The organism is Streptomyces sp. NPDC051976 (assembly GCF_040680795.1).
GTDB lineage: Bacteria > Actinomycetota > Actinomycetes > Streptomycetales > Streptomycetaceae > Actinacidiphila.
Genome location: NZ_JBFAXL010000042.1, coordinates 41,382 through 55,519, shown reverse-complemented (window position 1 = coordinate 55,519; position 14,138 = coordinate 41,382). Strand labels below are relative to the sequence as shown.

14 protein-coding genes are annotated in these 14,138 nt (G+C 72.9%); 3 read left to right on the top strand and 11 right to left on the bottom strand.

Annotation, left to right across the window (positions count from 1 at the left end):
* Positions 1-55 precede the first annotated feature (55 nt).
* Positions 56-556: a nuclear transport factor 2 family protein gene (locus tag AB0M29_RS32045; protein WP_365389044.1), complete on the top strand. Its 501-nt coding sequence runs from the start codon at positions 56-58 to the stop codon at positions 554-556.
* Between the two features lie 35 nt (positions 557-591).
* Here the strand turns inward: AB0M29_RS32045 and AB0M29_RS32040 are convergent, their stop codons facing one another.
* From AB0M29_RS32040 to AB0M29_RS32015, 6 genes are all read right to left on the bottom strand, one after another.
* Positions 592-768, bottom strand: a complete 177-nt coding sequence (locus AB0M29_RS32040; RefSeq protein WP_365389043.1) for a hypothetical protein — start codon at positions 766-768, stop codon at positions 592-594.
* Positions 769-943: 175 nt separating this feature from the next.
* On the bottom strand, positions 944-1,501 hold the full coding sequence (locus AB0M29_RS32035; RefSeq protein WP_365389041.1) for an ABATE domain-containing protein: 558 nt from the start codon (positions 1,499-1,501) through the stop codon (positions 944-946).
* 105 nt (positions 1,502-1,606) lie between these two features.
* The gene (locus tag AB0M29_RS32030; protein WP_365389040.1) at positions 1,607-3,421 is read right to left on the bottom strand and encodes a SpoIIE family protein phosphatase; all 1,815 of its coding nucleotides are present in this window, start codon (positions 3,419-3,421) and stop codon (positions 1,607-1,609) included.
* Between the two features lie 291 nt (positions 3,422-3,712).
* The gene (locus AB0M29_RS32025) at positions 3,713-3,868 is read right to left on the bottom strand and encodes a rubredoxin (RefSeq protein ID WP_365389084.1); all 156 of its coding nucleotides are present in this window, start codon (positions 3,866-3,868) and stop codon (positions 3,713-3,715) included.
* Positions 3,869-3,894: 26 nt separating this feature from the next.
* Positions 3,895-4,071 (bottom strand): rubredoxin, encoded by a 177-nt coding sequence (locus AB0M29_RS32020; protein WP_365389038.1) that lies wholly within the window; start codon positions 4,069-4,071, stop codon positions 3,895-3,897.
* Positions 4,068-5,246: an alkane 1-monooxygenase gene (locus tag AB0M29_RS32015; protein ID WP_365389037.1), complete on the bottom strand. Its 1,179-nt coding sequence runs from the start codon at positions 5,244-5,246 to the stop codon at positions 4,068-4,070. The genes AB0M29_RS32020 and AB0M29_RS32015 overlap by 4 nt, the downstream gene beginning before the upstream one ends.
* A 160-nt stretch (positions 5,247-5,406) precedes the next feature.
* On the opposite strand from AB0M29_RS32015, the gene AB0M29_RS32010 reads away from it, so the two are divergent.
* A complete protein-coding gene (locus tag AB0M29_RS32010; RefSeq protein ID WP_365389035.1) occupies positions 5,407-6,003 on the top strand; it encodes a TetR family transcriptional regulator in 597 nt (198 codons plus the stop codon).
* Here AB0M29_RS32010 and AB0M29_RS32005 read toward each other — a convergent pair.
* Positions 5,982-7,214, bottom strand: a complete 1,233-nt coding sequence (locus AB0M29_RS32005) for a serine hydrolase domain-containing protein (protein ID WP_365389033.1) — start codon at positions 7,212-7,214, stop codon at positions 5,982-5,984. The two genes, AB0M29_RS32010 and AB0M29_RS32005, sit on opposite strands and share 22 nt — an antisense overlap.
* 234 nt (positions 7,215-7,448) lie before the next feature.
* Here AB0M29_RS32005 and AB0M29_RS32000 point away from each other — a divergent pair, with 234 nt between their 5' ends.
* Entirely contained in the window at positions 7,449-8,078 is a 630-nt protein-coding gene (locus AB0M29_RS32000) for a dihydrofolate reductase family protein (RefSeq protein ID WP_365389031.1), read from the top strand.
* Positions 8,079-8,128: 50 nt separating this feature from the next.
* On the opposite strand, the gene AB0M29_RS31995 is transcribed toward AB0M29_RS32000, so the two are convergent.
* The 4 genes from AB0M29_RS31995 to AB0M29_RS31980 all read right to left on the bottom strand — a co-directional run bounded on the left by AB0M29_RS31995 (position 8,129) and on the right by AB0M29_RS31980 (position 14,118).
* A complete protein-coding gene (locus AB0M29_RS31995; protein WP_365389029.1) occupies positions 8,129-9,487 on the bottom strand; it encodes a discoidin domain-containing protein in 1,359 nt (452 codons plus the stop codon).
* A gap of 142 nt (positions 9,488-9,629) precedes the next feature.
* Entirely contained in the window at positions 9,630-10,178 is a 549-nt protein-coding gene (locus AB0M29_RS31990; protein ID WP_365389082.1) for a GAF domain-containing protein, read from the bottom strand.
* 71 nt (positions 10,179-10,249) lie between these two features.
* Complete coding sequence (locus tag AB0M29_RS31985; RefSeq protein ID WP_365389027.1) at positions 10,250-11,056, bottom strand: S8 family serine peptidase; 807 nt, start codon at positions 11,054-11,056, stop codon at positions 10,250-10,252.
* Positions 11,053-14,118 (bottom strand): adenylate/guanylate cyclase domain-containing protein, encoded by a 3,066-nt coding sequence (locus AB0M29_RS31980; RefSeq protein WP_365389025.1) that lies wholly within the window; start codon positions 14,116-14,118, stop codon positions 11,053-11,055. The genes AB0M29_RS31985 and AB0M29_RS31980 overlap by 4 nt, the downstream gene beginning before the upstream one ends.
* Positions 14,119-14,138 lie beyond the last annotated feature (20 nt).

Here is a 14,138-nt window from a genome sequence, read left to right as displayed (position 1 = left end):
GGACAGTTGCTCTCCCCCGCACCACCGACTCCCCCGCACGCAAGAAAGAGGACGCATGCCTACGTACGGTGACGAACTCATCGCCCTGCCCGCCGACGCGGCCATCCGCCGCTTCGTCGACCGCGCCGAGGTGAGCGAGTTGATCGACCGCTACATCATCGGTTTCGACACGCTGACCGACGAGCCGCGCGACGACGCGTGGTACCGGGACCTGTTCACCGAGGACCTGGTGCTGACCTTCCCGGTGATCGGTGCCCACAAGGGGCTGGCCGGGGTGACGGACTTCCAGCGGGCCGCCAAGCTCAAGTGGGCCCGCACCCATCACGTGACCTCGAACCACCTGGTCTACGTGCACGGCGACGAGGCCACGGCGCAGGGCCGGTTACTCGCCACGCACGTCCACCCCGGGGACGAGCCGCGGGACCACTTCACCATCGGCGGCCGCGTCCACGCCTCGGCCGTCCGCACCCCCGCCGGATGGCGGCTGAGCGAGCTGACCTTCGAACTGGTCTGGTACGGCGGGGAGGTCCCGGCCAGCCCCGGCTCCCCGGACTGACCCGCGCGGGGCCCGCGCCCCCGTACGACAAGGGCTCACAGGGCGTAGCGCACGAGCCATTCGTCGGCGTTGTAGGTGTCGCGGGCCGGGTCCGGGACCGTGGCCGGGCGCTCCTCGATCGTGTCCTCGGGACGGATGCGCTCGGGCAGCGTGCCGAACCGGGCGCGACGCGCGGCTTCCGCGGACTCGGCGACTTCCTGCGTACGTGTCATCTCATCGCTTCCTCGGTCTGCCAGGGCGCTCTGCCGGTGGCCCGGAGCATCACCCTTTCAACTGGTGACGATCCTCGCAGGAGCGGCGTCACCTGTCAAGGTGGTGACACAGAACTGCCCTGTCGTGACGTACGCACGACAGGGCAGTTCCCGCGTTCCCGTGGAAGGGGTGGCGTCAGTGGGCGGCGACCGTGGCCGCGTCCCGCTTGCGCGCCCGGTAGGCGGCCGCCTTCATCTTGTTGCCGCAGGTCTCCATGCCGCACCACTCGCGGCGGCGGCCGCGCGAGCGGTCGATGTAGACGCGGGTGCACTCGGGATTGGCACACTCCTTCATCAGCGGGACGTCCGGGCCGCTGAGCAGCTCGATGGCGTGCCGCGCCACGGTGGACAGCGCCTCGGCGGGGGTCGCCTCGACCCAGCGGCCGTCGGGAGTGAGCCGCGGGGTCGCGGGCGGGGTCCGCGCCGCGTCGTTGAGCAGCGCGAGGGCCGCCCGGTCGTAGCCGTCCCCGGCGACCCGGGCGGTGACCAGCGTGTAGATGGCCTCGCGCACCTCCACCGCCCTGGTCACATCGGCCGCGCGGCAGGCGGAGAGGACGTCCACGATCCCGGACTTCAGATACCAGGCGTCGAGCTGCTGGGGCGAGTCGAGCACGTCGACGCGCGCCGACCGCCGCGAGCGCAGCGTCGCCGCGAGATCGAGCGCCGGGTTGCCACTGATGAAGACATGTTCCACATCACCAGTCTGACAGGTGACGCCCTGCCGGACAAGGACAAGGGCACGGCCATGGGCCGTCACCTTTTCGGCAGGTGACCGCCGGGATTCTCACGAACGCGCCCCTCAGGAGGTGGCGAAGTCCGGCACGTCCTGCTCCGCCCACACCACCTTGCCCGTGGAGGTGCGGCAGGAGCCCCAGCGGCGGCAGAGCATGTTGATGAGCTGGAGCCCGCGCCCGCCCTCGTCGTCGAGCGTGCTGTGCTCGATCTCCGGCAGGTCGGGGCCGGTGTCGGAGATCTCGACCACCAGGCGTTCGTGCCGGAGCATCCGGAGCTGGCCGGGGCCCGCCGCGTACCGCAGCGCGTTGCCGACCAGCTCGCTGACGACCAGCTCCGTGGTGTCCGTCATGTCGGCCAGTCCCCAGCGGTCGAGCTGGGCCCGCACCAGCCGCCGGGCCTCGCCCGCGGCCCGCCCGTCCCGGCCCAGGTCCCACACCTTGATGTCCGGCGCCTCCTGGCTGGCCGACACCGCGAGGACGACGGCGTCGTCGAACCGCGCGTCGGAGGTGACGCCCGCTCCCTTGGCCGTACGGCCGTTGGAGTCCGGCCCCGCCGCGCCCGGTCCCGGCATGATCCCGCCGAAGCCCGAGGCCGGCAGCTCCTTCACCGCCCCGCGCAGCCGCTCCATCTGCACGTCGATGTCGTCCGTGCGGTTCTTGACCAGGCCGTCGGTGTACAGCAGCACCCGCGCGCCCTCCGGGACCTTCCGCACGGTGACCTCGTACGGGATCACACCCGCGCCCAGCGGGGCGCCCGGCGGCACCGAGAGGTGCTCGGCCGAGCCGTCGGAGGCGATGAGCAGCGGCGGCAGATGTCCCGCGCTGGTCATGGTGCAGGTGCCGTCCGCGGGGTCGTAGACCACGCACAGGCAGGTCGCGACCTGGTCCTCCTCCAGGTCACGGGCGGCCAGGTCGAGCCGGGCCAGCACCCGGTCCGGCGCGATGTCCAGGGACATCAGGGTGCGGGCGACGGTCCGCAGCCGGCCCATCGTCGCCGCCGCGGCCAGGCCGTGCCCCATCACGTCGCCCACCACGAGCGCGGTGCGCCCGCCGGGCAGCGCGACGACGTCGAACCAGTCGCCGCCGACACCCGCCGGGTCGGCCGACGGCAGATACCGCGACTCGACCTTCAGCCCCGGTGTGCCGGGAGTGCGCCGCGGGAGCATGGCGCGCTGCAGCGCCACCACGTTGTCGCGTTCGCGTTCGTAGAGCCGGGCGTTGTCGATGAAGACGGCCGCCTTGGACGCCAGTTCCAGCGCCATCGCGACGTCGTCCTCGGTGAACGGCTCGGGGTTCATCGCCCGCAGGAAGTCCGCGGTTCCCAGCAGCACGCCGCGGGCGATCAGCGGCACCGCGAGCAGGCTGTGCACGCCCGCCTCGCGCATCGCCCGGCCCGCGCTGGCCGTGGGCGCGGCCCAGCCGTAGTCCTCGTCGCAGGTGATGTGGGTCAGTACGGGCCGCCGGGTGGTCAGCAGCTTCGTGGACAGCGCCACATTGGGATGCTCGACGGGCTCGCCCACGGGATCGGGCTCCAGCACCAGACCGTCCACCTGGGCGACGGCCATCGCCCGCATCCGCGGCCGCTCGGCGAGGATCTCGCGCACCCCGTCCTCGCCGGAGAGCACCGACTCCAGCAGGTCGACGGCGGCGGCGTCGGCGAACTCGGGGACGCAGAACGCGGCGAGTTCCTGGGAGGTCTGCTTCAGGTCGAGGGTGGTGCCGATCGCGCTGCTCGCCTCGTTGAGCCAGGCCAGCCGCCACCGGTCGGTGACCGGCGCACTCGCTGCGGGGGCGCTCGGCCGGTCGCGGCGGGTGGGGACCCGCACCCGGCTCCTGCCGGACGCGCGCACCGGTCTGGCCTTGCGACCTCTGTCCGCCACCTCGTCAACCTTCCGCCGGGCCGCACCCAGGACGATCAGAGACCGTCGGCTGCCTCCCGTGACGGCGTGATCATGTACGCGACCTGGCGCGTGTGGAAACCGTCACAGTGTAGATCGGCCGGTCGCCTCCTCGAAGGCGGATACGCCGTTCCGCGCGGTGCCGAATTCGCCGGGAGAGCGGTCGTTCCCGTCACGGGCCCGAAGTCGAGCGCGCCCACGTCCCCGCTCACCGCCATCGTAACGTCGTCCCGGATGTCACCGCAGGTCCGCGGGGTGGTGATGACGTACGGCTCAGGCATGGGTGATCTCCGCCATCGCGAAGTCGGCCTTGGCGGCGCCGCAGTCGGGGCAGGACCAGTCGTCGGGGATGTCCTCCCAGCGGGTGCCGGGGGCGATGCCCTCGTCCGGCCAGCCCTCCGCCTCGTCGTAGACGAAGCCGCACACCATGCACTGCCATTTCCTCGCGGGCCGGGTCACCGGGTCTCCTCGGGCTCGAAGTCGATCTTCTCGCGAACGCCGCAGTCCGGACAGCACCAGTCGTCCGGCACCCGGCTCCAGGGGGTCCCGGCGGGGAAGCCCTCGCGGGGGTGGCCCTCGCGTTCGTCGTAGGTGTAGCCGCAACCGGGGCAGCGGTGCCGGTGCCCGGTCACGCGGCGGCACCGTAACGGGCCAGCACGGCGCGGCGCTTGGACGGCTGGATGTTGGCCCGTGTGATGTCGCCGTCGTAGTGCGCGAGGACGCGGGGGTCCATCACCCGGCGCCACAGCGGCGGGAAGTAGGCGAGCACGATCATCCCGGCGTATCCGGTGGGGAGTTCGGGGGCGTCCTCGAAGCACCGCAGGGCCTGGTAGCGGCGGGTGGGGTTGGCGTGGTGGTCGCTGTGCCGCTGCAGGTGGTAGAGGAAGATGTTGGAGGCGACGTTGTCGCTGTTCCAGCTGTGCCGCGGGGCGCAGCGCTCGTACCGTCCGCTCTCGGTGCGCTGCCGCAACAGGCCGTAGTGCTCGGTGTAGTTGATGACTTCCAGCAGGCAGAAGCCGAAGACGGCCTGGGCGGCGAGGTAGGGCAGGACGCCGGGGCCGAAGGCGGCGGTCAGCGCGGCGAAGAGGGCCAGCGACATCGCCCAGGCGCTGAGGATGTCGTTCCGCGGCGACCAGGGGGACGCGCCGGTGCGCCGCAGCCGTGCCGCCTCCAGGCGCCAGGCGGACGTCAGGCTGCCCAGGACGGTACGGGGCAGGAACCGCCAGAAGCTCTCGCCGAGCCGGGCGCTGGCCGGGTCCTCGAAGGTGGCCACCCGTACGTGGTGGCCGCGGTTGTGCTCGATGAAGAAGTGCCCGTAGCAGGTCTGCGCGAGGGCGATCCGGGACAGCCAGCGCTCCACCGACTCCTTCTTGTGGCCCAGTTCGTGCGCGGTGTTGATGCCGATCCCGGCGACGCCGCCGAGCGTGATGGTCAGTCCCACCCGGTCCGGCAGGGCCAGGCCGCCGCGGGTGAGCAGCCAGCAGCCGACGACGAGTCCGGCGTACTGCACGGGCAGGTAGAGGAAGGTGCACCAGCGGTAGTAGCGGTCCTGCTCCAGCCAGGCGAGCGCGCTCTCCGGGGCGTTGGCGGAGTCCTTGCCCACGAGGTGGTCGATGACCGGGAAGACCGCGTAGAGCACGAGGACGCCGGTCCACCAGAACAGGCCGGACCCGGTGGCGCGCACCAGCCCCCAGCCGATGAAGGGGAAGGACGGGATCACCAGGCCCATCAGCCACAGATAGCGCTTGGGATCCCGCCAGGCCGCCTCCGCCGTCGCCGCGGCGTCGGGTTCGGTGCGCGCACTCATCTCTGGGCCTCCTCGCCCTCGCGACCTGGACAGCGGCCCGGGGCAGCCGTCCCCACCAGGAGTCGTGGACACTTCTGCGTCCTACTGTCCAGTAGTTAGACAGCTCGAAGGCAAATCGTCAATGCTTTGGGCAGTGGGCGATGACTAGAGTGAGCAGACGATGACCCGTTTCCGTGAGAGTGTCCGGTCCCTGCTCCGCGAGCGGGTGCTCGACGCCGCCCGCGATCTCGTCGGCTCCGGGGGCTGGGGCGGGCTGCGGCTCGCCGCGATCGCCCGGGCCGCGGGGATCAGCCGCCAGACCCTGTACAACGAGTTCGGGTCGAAGGAGGCCATCGGCAAGGCCCTCGTCGAGCGCGAGCTGGAGGGCTTCCTCCTCGGCATCCAGCGGGAACTCGACGCCCACCGTGACGATCTGCGGGCCGCGGCGGCCGCCGGGGTCGGCTACACCCTGCGGCAGGCCGCCGACAACCCGCTGATCAAGGCGGTGCTGCTGGCCGAGCGCGGCGGCGAGGACGATCTGCTCGCCTATCTGACCACCCGGCCCGAGCCCGTCTTCGACACCGCCGCGGCGATGCTCGACGCCTACGCCGCCGACGCCTGGCCCGACGCGGACGCCGAGTCGCGCGGCCTGGCCGTCGAGGCCATCGTGCGCCTGACGGTCAGCCACATCATCGCGCCGGTCGCGCCCCCCGAGGAGTCCGCGCAGCGCATCGCGCGCATCACGGCCCGGATCGCCTACCCGGCCGACGGCCGCTGACCGGCCGCACTCGGGTTCGTACCCGCCAGGGCGGCCTGGGCGATGCCCTGGATGAACGCGGTGTACGGGTCCGAGTCGCTGGTCGGGGTGAAGGCATAGACCAGGACGCGGCTCAGGTCGCGGGTGGCGAAGACACCGTCGGTGTAACCGGGGCGGGAGCCGGTCTTGCCCCAGACGGTCACCCCGTCGATGGTCGCGCTCATCAGGCCCATGCTGAAGCAGGCCCGGCCGGGGTTGCCCAGTTGGCAGTGGGTGGCGTCGTGGTACGGCACATCGGGCGCGGTGAAGAGGTCCTCGCGCTGGGCGGCGGGCAGCAGCCGGCCGTCCATCGCCGCGGTGAGGACGGTGCGCAGATCGCGGGCCGAGGAGATCATCCCGCCCTCGGCCCACGGGTACGGGCTCTGCTCGGTGACATCGGCCGGGGTGGTCACACCGTTCTCGGTGACGTCGAGGTAGCCGTGCAGGTGGCGGCCCCCGACTCGGTAGTCGGTCGCGGCGGGCACCTCGGTGTCGCGCAGCCGCAGCGGGCGCAGGACGCGGTCGGTGACCTCGGTGGCGTACGAGCGGCCGGTGACCTTCTCCACCAGCATGCCGAGCAGGTAGTAGTTCTCGCCGTTGTACTGCTGCTGGGTGCCGGGCGCGAAGGTCATCGGCTGACCCGCCATCTCGGCCACCACCTGCGCGGGCGTGGGGTGCCCGAACCGCTCCCGTACGAAGGTGGCCGGATCGTCCTCCCCGTCGTCGGTCGTGCCCCCGGGCAGGCCGCTGGTGTGGTCGAGCAGCTCGGCCACGGTGATCGGCGGGAAGTCCGCGGGCAGCACACCGGGCAGGTAGTGCTGCACGGGTGTGTCGAGGTCGACGCGGTGCTCGGCGGCCAGTTGCAGCACCACCACGGCGGTGAAGACCTTGGTGACGCTGCCGATCCGGAACCTCATGTCCGGGCTCGCCGCCCGCCCCGTGGCCAGGTCCGCGGTGCCGGACGCACCGCGCCAGCTCCCGCCCGATCCCGAGACGCTCACCAGGGCCGCGGTGATCCCCTGGTCCGGCAGCCCCGCGATGGACTGCCGCAGGGCGGCGGGGTTCACCGGCGGCAACTGGGCGCCTGAGGTGGTCGAAGCGGCCGAGGCTGCGGCGGGCAGCACCGCGGCCAGCGCGAGCGAGCCCGCGGCGAGGGCGACAAGGGTACGCAGCGGGCGGGTCGTGGTGGGCATGGCGGTCTCCCCGTGACGAAGATGGTGTGGGGCCCGGTGCTCGGGCGGTCACCCCGAGTCTTCCGGCCGCGGCCGCGCGTCTCACGGGTGCGCGCCTCCGAATACGGGGTGAGGCAGGCTTCACCAAAACTCTCCGGTGAGAGTGTCGAATCGGCGGCTCCCCGTTCGACGCAACGGGTGAGACAGCACGAGAGGCCCACCAGGGCCAGGACACATCGGACCGAGGAGCACGCGATGCCCAAGCTGCGGGTACACAACCTGACCGTGACCCAGGACGGGTTCGCCACCGGCCCCGGCCAGCGGCTGGAAGCGCCGTTCGGCGACTTCCCCGAGAACCTGCACGCCTGGATGTTCGCCGCGATGCGCGACCTCGCGGACGGCAAGGCGGGCATCGACGTCGACTACATCGCGCGCAGCGAGGAGAACATCGGCGCCACCATCATGGGCCGCAACATGTTCGGGCCGGTGCGCGGGCCGTGGCAGGACGAGTCGTGGAAGGGCTGGTGGGGAGACAACCCGCCGTACCACAACGACGTGTTCGTCCACACCCACCACCCGCGCCCCTCGCTGACCATGGAGGGCGGCACGCGCTTCCACTTCACCGACCAGCCGATCGAGACCGTGCGGGACCTGGCCTTCGAGGCGGCCGGCGGCAAGGACGTACGGATCGGCGGCGGGCCGGGCACCGTCCAGCAGTATCTGCGCGCCGGTCTCGTCGACGAACTGCACATGGCCGTCGCCCCGGTCCTGGCGGGCCGGGGCGAGCGCCTGCTCGACCACCTGGGAGACGCCGTCAGCCACTACCGGGTCGCCGAGCAGGTCACCTCGGACACCGTGACCCACGTGGTGCTGCTGCGCCGCTGACGGTGCGTCACCCCGGGGTCCTGCCCAGGGTGTGTCCTGCGGATCACGCCCTAGCCGAAGACCTTCAGCTCGTAGACGCGGGTGGCCGGGTCGGTGGTCTGGGTGGGCTTGGTGACGTTCAGCCGGACGTAGCGCGCGCTGGTCGCGGTCAGGGTGTGGGTGGTGACACCGGCGGTGTTGGCGGTGGCCTGCGCCACGGTGGTCCAGCTGGTGCCGTTGGTGGAGACCTGCACGGTGTACGCCCTGGTGTTGTACGAGGTGGACTCGCCGCCCGCGCTCGCGTGGTCGATCTCGAGACCGGTGACGGCGTAACTGGCGCCGAGGTCGACGGTGAGCTGCGACGGCGAGGCGAAGGAGCAGAACTTGTCGCTGTTGCCGCCGCTGACACTGCCGTTGACCGCCTTCGCGGGCGTCTCGTTGCTGTTGCAGGGGGCGGTGCCGGTGACGCTCTTGCCCAGCGCGAGGTCGGTGGGGCCGGTGCCGCCGCCCGCGCCCATCGCCGCGCTCACCTGCGCGGCCCACTGCCAGGGCGCGGCGGTGCCGCCGGGAAGGGAGTTGAAGTACTCCCAGCCCGCGACGCCGCCGAACGACGGGTACGTGGCGGTGAGTGCGGCGATCGTGCTGTGCAGCGTGGTGGGGTCGACATAACCGCTGCCGCAGTTGTCGGGGTTGGTCAGGGTGCCCGCGACGACCTTGTCGGCCGGGACCACCCCGTGGTTGACGACCGCGTCGTAGCCGCTGGTCGAACTCAGCGAGCCCCAGCCGCAGTAGAACTGGGCGTTGAACCACGCGATGGAGCCGGCCCGGTCGCGGTAGAGCTGGTCGTAGCTGAAGCCGGAGAGGTTGCCGCCGCCGCTGAGCGCGGTCGCCACCGGTGCGAGCGTGACGAGGAAGCCGGAGCCGAAGTCGGTGTGCAGCTGGTCGATCAGCCGTTCGACCCCGGCCAGCGACATGGACTCCTCGACGTCCAGGTCGAGTCCGTCGAGGTGGTAGGTGGAGACCACGTTCTTCAGCAGCGGGTAGTACGTGGCGAAGTCGGTGTCGAGCCGCTGGAAGCTGCCCGCGGCGGCCCCGCCGACCATGCCGAGCGCGTGGACGCCCTTGGCCCGCATCGTGGCGACGTCCGCCCACATCTGCGTGAACTTCGGGTCGCCGGGCGGGTCGTCGTTCAGGTGCACGGACTTGTCGGCGTTGAGGTGGAAGGCGCCGATCAGCAGGTCCGTGGCCCCGGTGTTGTGGTCGGTGAGGCCCAGCGGCGAGACATAGCTCCCGTTGGAGTACTGCGTCTGGTAGTAGACCACCACGCGCTTGCCGCCGGCCGCCGAGGCCGGCGTCCCGCCGCCGACCAGCGCGGCCGCGGCCGCCACCAGCCCGGCGACCAGCACGGCGAGCGTTCTCCTGACAGTCATCCCTGGCCTCCTCGGCCCCTGGACGGGGCGGCCCGTCGCGGTGGGGACCGCGGCGGCCCCACCCGGATGACAATGTTGTCATGGACACCGCTGTGACAGAAGAGGCGTGCGGTGACCACGGTGTCACCCGGAGGGCGCCCGCTCAGTCGTCCGGGGCCTGGTCCGCGAGTTGCTCCAGCTCGCGGATCAGCCAGGCGGCGGCCGCGCGGCCGCCGGGCGGCAGGCCCGTCGGGACGTGGTCCTGGCCGGTGCGGCGTTCCGTGGCGAACCGCAGGGCGGTCGCGGCCTGCCGGGCGAAGAGCGAGAGCAGGTCGAGTTCCGGCAGGCTGGAGCGGGCCTGCGGTGCGGGGTCGAGGACTTCGAGCACGCCCAGCACCCGGTCACCGTGGACCAGCGGCGCCGCCATCATCGCGTCCGGCACGTACTCGGTGGACTGGGCGAGCGAACGGTCGAAGGCGGTGTTGCCCGCCAGGTCGTCGACGACGATCGGCTCGCCGGAGACCGCCACCCAGCCCGCGATACCGCGGCCCGCCGGGAAGCGGCGGCCGACCAGGAACTCCTCGCCGCGGCCGGAGACGGCCTGGAAGACCAGTTCCCCCGCCTCTTCGTCGAGCAGGAACACCGAGCTGGCCTGGGCGCCGAAGATCGCCCGGGCGACGTCGACGACGGACTGGAGGAGTTCGACCGCCATGGGGTCGTGGGGGACGGATGTGCTCGCGGGCTGGAGATCGAGGGACACGGCGGCACCTTTGCTAGTGGTCGCTAGTGGACGTTGGCGGCGGACGCGTGCAGGGCGCTCTTCAGGTGAAAGGGCGTCATGCGGGGGGCCAGGGACAGGATTCGGGCGCACATGCCGGAGATGTAGGGCGTCGCGAAGCTGTTGCCGGTGGAGCGGGTGGTGCGGCCGCCGAGCCAGGCCACCTCCACGTTCTGGCCGGGGGCGAAGAACTCCACGGGCGGACTGGGGTTGTACAGGTGCAGTGCGGGGTCGTCCTCCTCGTGGCTGCCGACGGAGATCACGGACGCGAACCGCCAGGGGAAGCTCTCCACCGGGGCGTTGTGGGCCGACGCGACGATGATCGTGCCGTTGAAGTACGCCTCGTCGACGAGGGCGTGCAGTTCCTCCGCGAAGCGCACCCTGGTCGTCGACAGGCTGAGGTTGATCACGTCGAACCCCTGCCGGACGGCCCAGCGCAGTCCTTCGAGGAGGATCTCGCCGGTCCCGGCGAAGCGTTCGCCCAGGACGCGGACGCTGTAGAGCTCGCAGTCCGGTGCGACCCTGCGCACGATGCTCGCGCAGGCCGTGCCGTGGCCGCAGGTGTCCCCGGTGTCGGTCTCGTCGACACGGATCCCGGTGTCGTCCTTGACCACGACCCAGGAGCCGTTGACCCGCCCGACGGCCGGATGGTCGCGTTCGACGCCGGAGTCGACCACGCAGACCCGCACGCCGCGGCCGGAGCCGTCGGTCAGCGGGCTGCCGGCGTGGAACTCGTCGGCGGAGACCGGGATGTCGTCGGGGCCCTTGCCGAGCAGGCGCCAGGTGAGACCCGCGGGTGCCGCTGTCGTCATCGTTCGCTCATTTCCGTGTTCGCTCGATTCGGTTCGTCCAGCAGGCCCGCGGCCCAGCGCACGCCGGGCAGGTGTCCCTTGGCCGCGAAGACCGCGCCGGCCGCCTCGGCGGCCCTGGCCGCCCGGTCGGGCAGGGCCAGCAGCCGCAGGGTGTGTGCCTGGTCGAGCAGGGCGAGGCCGCGGACGACCGGGGAGTCGGTGTGCTCGGCCGCGGCGACGGCCCGGGCGGACAGCCGTACGGCGTCGTCCTGCCGCCCCTGGGCCGCGGCGGCCCGGCCCATCAGCCCGTCGTACTCCACCCCTTCGGCGTGCGGGCCGTCGTCCGCCCGCACGATCCGCCCGAGGACGTCGGCCGCCGCGGCCATGTCGCCGCTGTCGGCGTGCAGCCGCGCGGACTCCAGGGCGGCGCTGTTGAGCAGGGCGGTCGCGCCGAGCCGCCGCGCGGAGTCGGCCGCCGTACCGAGCAGGGACAGCGCCTGCCCGCTCTGCCCGGCCAGGGCCGCGACCGCCGCGCCGAACAGCGGGAGCGCGACCCGCGTCTCCGCGTAGCCGAGGGCGTCGGCCAGCCGCCCGGCCTCGGCCAGGCACTCCTGCGCCGCGGCCCACTGCTCCTGGAGGGCGAGCAGCACCGCCAGCGGGCAGTTCAGCGTCATCCGGACCGTACGCCGCTCGGCGCCGTGCTCGGCGAGCAGCGCCCGGCAGCGGGCCACCGCCGCCGGGACGGGCAGCGGGCCGCGCCACAGGGAGATGCCGATGGCGCCGAGCGCGGCGGCCCGCTCGGGCTCGCCGTCGGCCCGCACGGCGTGGGCCAGGGCCCGGGTGAGGTGGTGGTCGGCGTCGCCGTGCAGCCCCTGGGACTGGCTGCGCTGGGCCAGCCGCAACCGGGCGCGGGCCTGGCCCAGTTCGTCCCCCGCCGCCTCGAACACCGGCAGCACCGCGTCGGCGGCGTCGGCGGGCGACTCGTCCTCGGGAGCGAGGGTGGCCAGCGCGAGTCTGGCGTGCGCGGCCTCCAACGGGTCGGCGGACGCGGCCAGTACGCCCCTGAGCAGGGTGCGGCCCTCGTCGGCGCGGCCGAGCGCGGCGCGCACCTCGCCCAGCCTGCGGGCCGCGGACGCGCCGCCCGGCTCCCCCGGCCTGTGCAGCGCGGCGGCCCGGGTCAGCAGGTCGTCGGCCCACGGCAGGTCCGAGCGGGCCACCGCCTGCGCCCCGGCGCGAGACAGCGCCTCCGCGGCCCGGCCGCGCAGCGACTCGGTGGCGCCGTCGAGCCGCCCCAGTTCGCCGCGGTACCCGAAGGCGCGCTCCAGATGGCCGCCCACCGCCGCGTGCCCGGCGGACAGCACCGACGGCAGGTCGGCGGCCCGCTCGTGTCCCTCGGCCCTGGCCCGCTTGGACATGCACGCGTACGTGACCTCCTGCACCAGTCCGCTGCTGAACCGGAACGACGCCTCACGGACCGGTTCGACCAGGCGCCGTCTGCTCAGCTGCGACAGCGCGGCCCGCAACACCTCGGGCGTCCCGCACAGTTCGGCGAGCTCGGCCAGCTCGCCCGCGGCGAACTCCCGGCCGATCACCGACGCCTGGTCGAGCGCCGCGCGCTCCCGTGGCTCGAGGGCGTCGATACGCGCGCCCAGCACGGCCTGCACGGTCGGCGGCAGTTCGTCCTGCGAGCCCGTCTCGACGGCCGCGGCGATGAGTTGCTCCAGATGCAGCGGATTGCCGTTGGCGCGCTCCAGCAGACGTGCGGGCGCCGCGTCCCAGTGCGCACTGACGTCGGTCAGCCCCGCGGCCAGCAGGGCCGACTCCTCGTACGACAGCCCGGGCAGCGGCAGCACCCGGGCCCGCGCCCACTCGGTTCCGGCGTCGAGCAGCTCCGAGCGCGCCACGCAGACCAGCAGCACCGCCGACTGGTCCAACTCCCGTACGAGCCGGTCGAGTACGTCGAGCAGCAGCGGCCCCGCCCAGTGGCAGTCGTCGATCACCAGCACGACCGGCTGCCGTGCGGACAGCGCGGTCAGGACGGAGACGAGGGCGGCGCGGGTCTCCTCCACCGTCGGGTTCGGAGTGCCGTCGAGCAGCAGCCCGCCGCGGAGCACCCGCAGGGCGTCGGCCGCGCCGTCGAGGGGCGGGGCGGCGGCCAGGACCGCGGCCAGGGCGTCGCCGAGCGGGCTCAGACTGCCCTGGTCGCCGTATTGGCGGCAGCGGCCGACGCCCGACAGCGGCGTGCGGGTGCGCAGCCACTGCCGCAGCAGCCGGGTCTTGCCCTGTCCCGCCTCGCCGTGCACCAGCACCCGCCGGGCGCCGCGGCCGCCGGCGGTGTCGGCCAGGGAGCCGTCCAGCGCCGCCAGTTCGCGCTCGCGGCCGACGAAGCGCACATCGAAGCGGCGCAGCAGTTCGGGATCGTCCTCGCCGAGGCCCAGCAGCCGGTACGCGCTGACCGGTTCGGCCTTCCCCTTCAGCGTGAGCGGTCCCACCGGCTCGGCCTCGACCGCGGCGCCGGCCGAGAGCAGGGTGTCAGGGCCGATGAGGATACGGCCGGGCCCGGCGTTCTGCTCCAGGCGCGCGGCCACGTTGACGGTCTCGCCGGAGACCAGCGCCTGGCGGGCCGACGCGTCGGAACCCGACACCACCTGGCCGGTGTTGACGCCGATCCGCACGGACAGCCTTACGCCCACGGCGGCTTCGAGCTCGGTGTTCAGCTCCTCCAGCGCGGCGACCATGCCCAGCGCGGCGCCGAGCGCCCGCCGGGCGTCGTCCTCCCGCACCACCGGCACGCCGAAGACCGCCATGACGGCGTCGCCGATGAACTTCTCCACCGTGCCGCCGAACCGCTCGATCTGATCGCGCATCAGCTCGAAGTAGCGCAGGGTCACCGAGCGCAGGGTCTCCGGGTCCAGTCCCCCGGAGAGCGCCGTGGAACCGACCAGGTCGCAGAAGAGCACCGTCACGACCTTGCGCGACTCGGTGGTCTCCCCGGCGGCTGCCGGAGCGGCGCACGGAGTGCCGCACGCGGGGCAGAAACGGGCGTCGGGCGGCAGCGCGCCTCCACACGCGGAGCAGGGCATGGGCGGGTCCCTCCGGGATA

Bases quoted from the DNA above. Each gene is read 5' to 3' on its own strand.
- AB0M29_RS32045 (WP_365389044.1), top strand. From the start codon at position 56: ATGCCTACGTACGGTGACGAACTCATCGCCCTGCCCGCCGACGCGGCC.
- AB0M29_RS32040 (WP_365389043.1), bottom strand. From the start codon at position 768: ATGACACGTACGCAGGAAGTCGCCGAGTCCGCGGAAGCCGCGCGTCGC.
- AB0M29_RS32025 (WP_365389084.1), bottom strand. From the start codon at position 3,868: ATGGTGTGCGGCTTCGTCTACGACGAGGCGGAGGGCTGGCCGGACGAG.
- AB0M29_RS32015 (WP_365389037.1), bottom strand. From the start codon at position 5,246: ATGAGTGCGCGCACCGAACCCGACGCCGCGGCGACGGCGGAGGCGGCC.
- AB0M29_RS32010 (WP_365389035.1), top strand. From the start codon at position 5,407: ATGACCCGTTTCCGTGAGAGTGTCCGGTCCCTGCTCCGCGAGCGGGTG.
- AB0M29_RS32005 (WP_365389033.1), bottom strand. From the start codon at position 7,214: ATGCCCACCACGACCCGCCCGCTGCGTACCCTTGTCGCCCTCGCCGCG.
- AB0M29_RS32000 (WP_365389031.1), top strand. From the start codon at position 7,449: ATGCCCAAGCTGCGGGTACACAACCTGACCGTGACCCAGGACGGGTTC.
- AB0M29_RS31995 (WP_365389029.1), bottom strand. From the start codon at position 9,487: ATGACTGTCAGGAGAACGCTCGCCGTGCTGGTCGCCGGGCTGGTGGCG.
- AB0M29_RS31990 (WP_365389082.1), bottom strand. From the start codon at position 10,178: ATGGCGGTCGAACTCCTCCAGTCCGTCGTCGACGTCGCCCGGGCGATC.
- AB0M29_RS31985 (WP_365389027.1), bottom strand. From the start codon at position 11,056: ATGACGACAGCGGCACCCGCGGGTCTCACCTGGCGCCTGCTCGGCAAG.
- AB0M29_RS31980 (WP_365389025.1), bottom strand. From the start codon at position 14,118: ATGCCCTGCTCCGCGTGTGGAGGCGCGCTGCCGCCCGACGCCCGTTTC.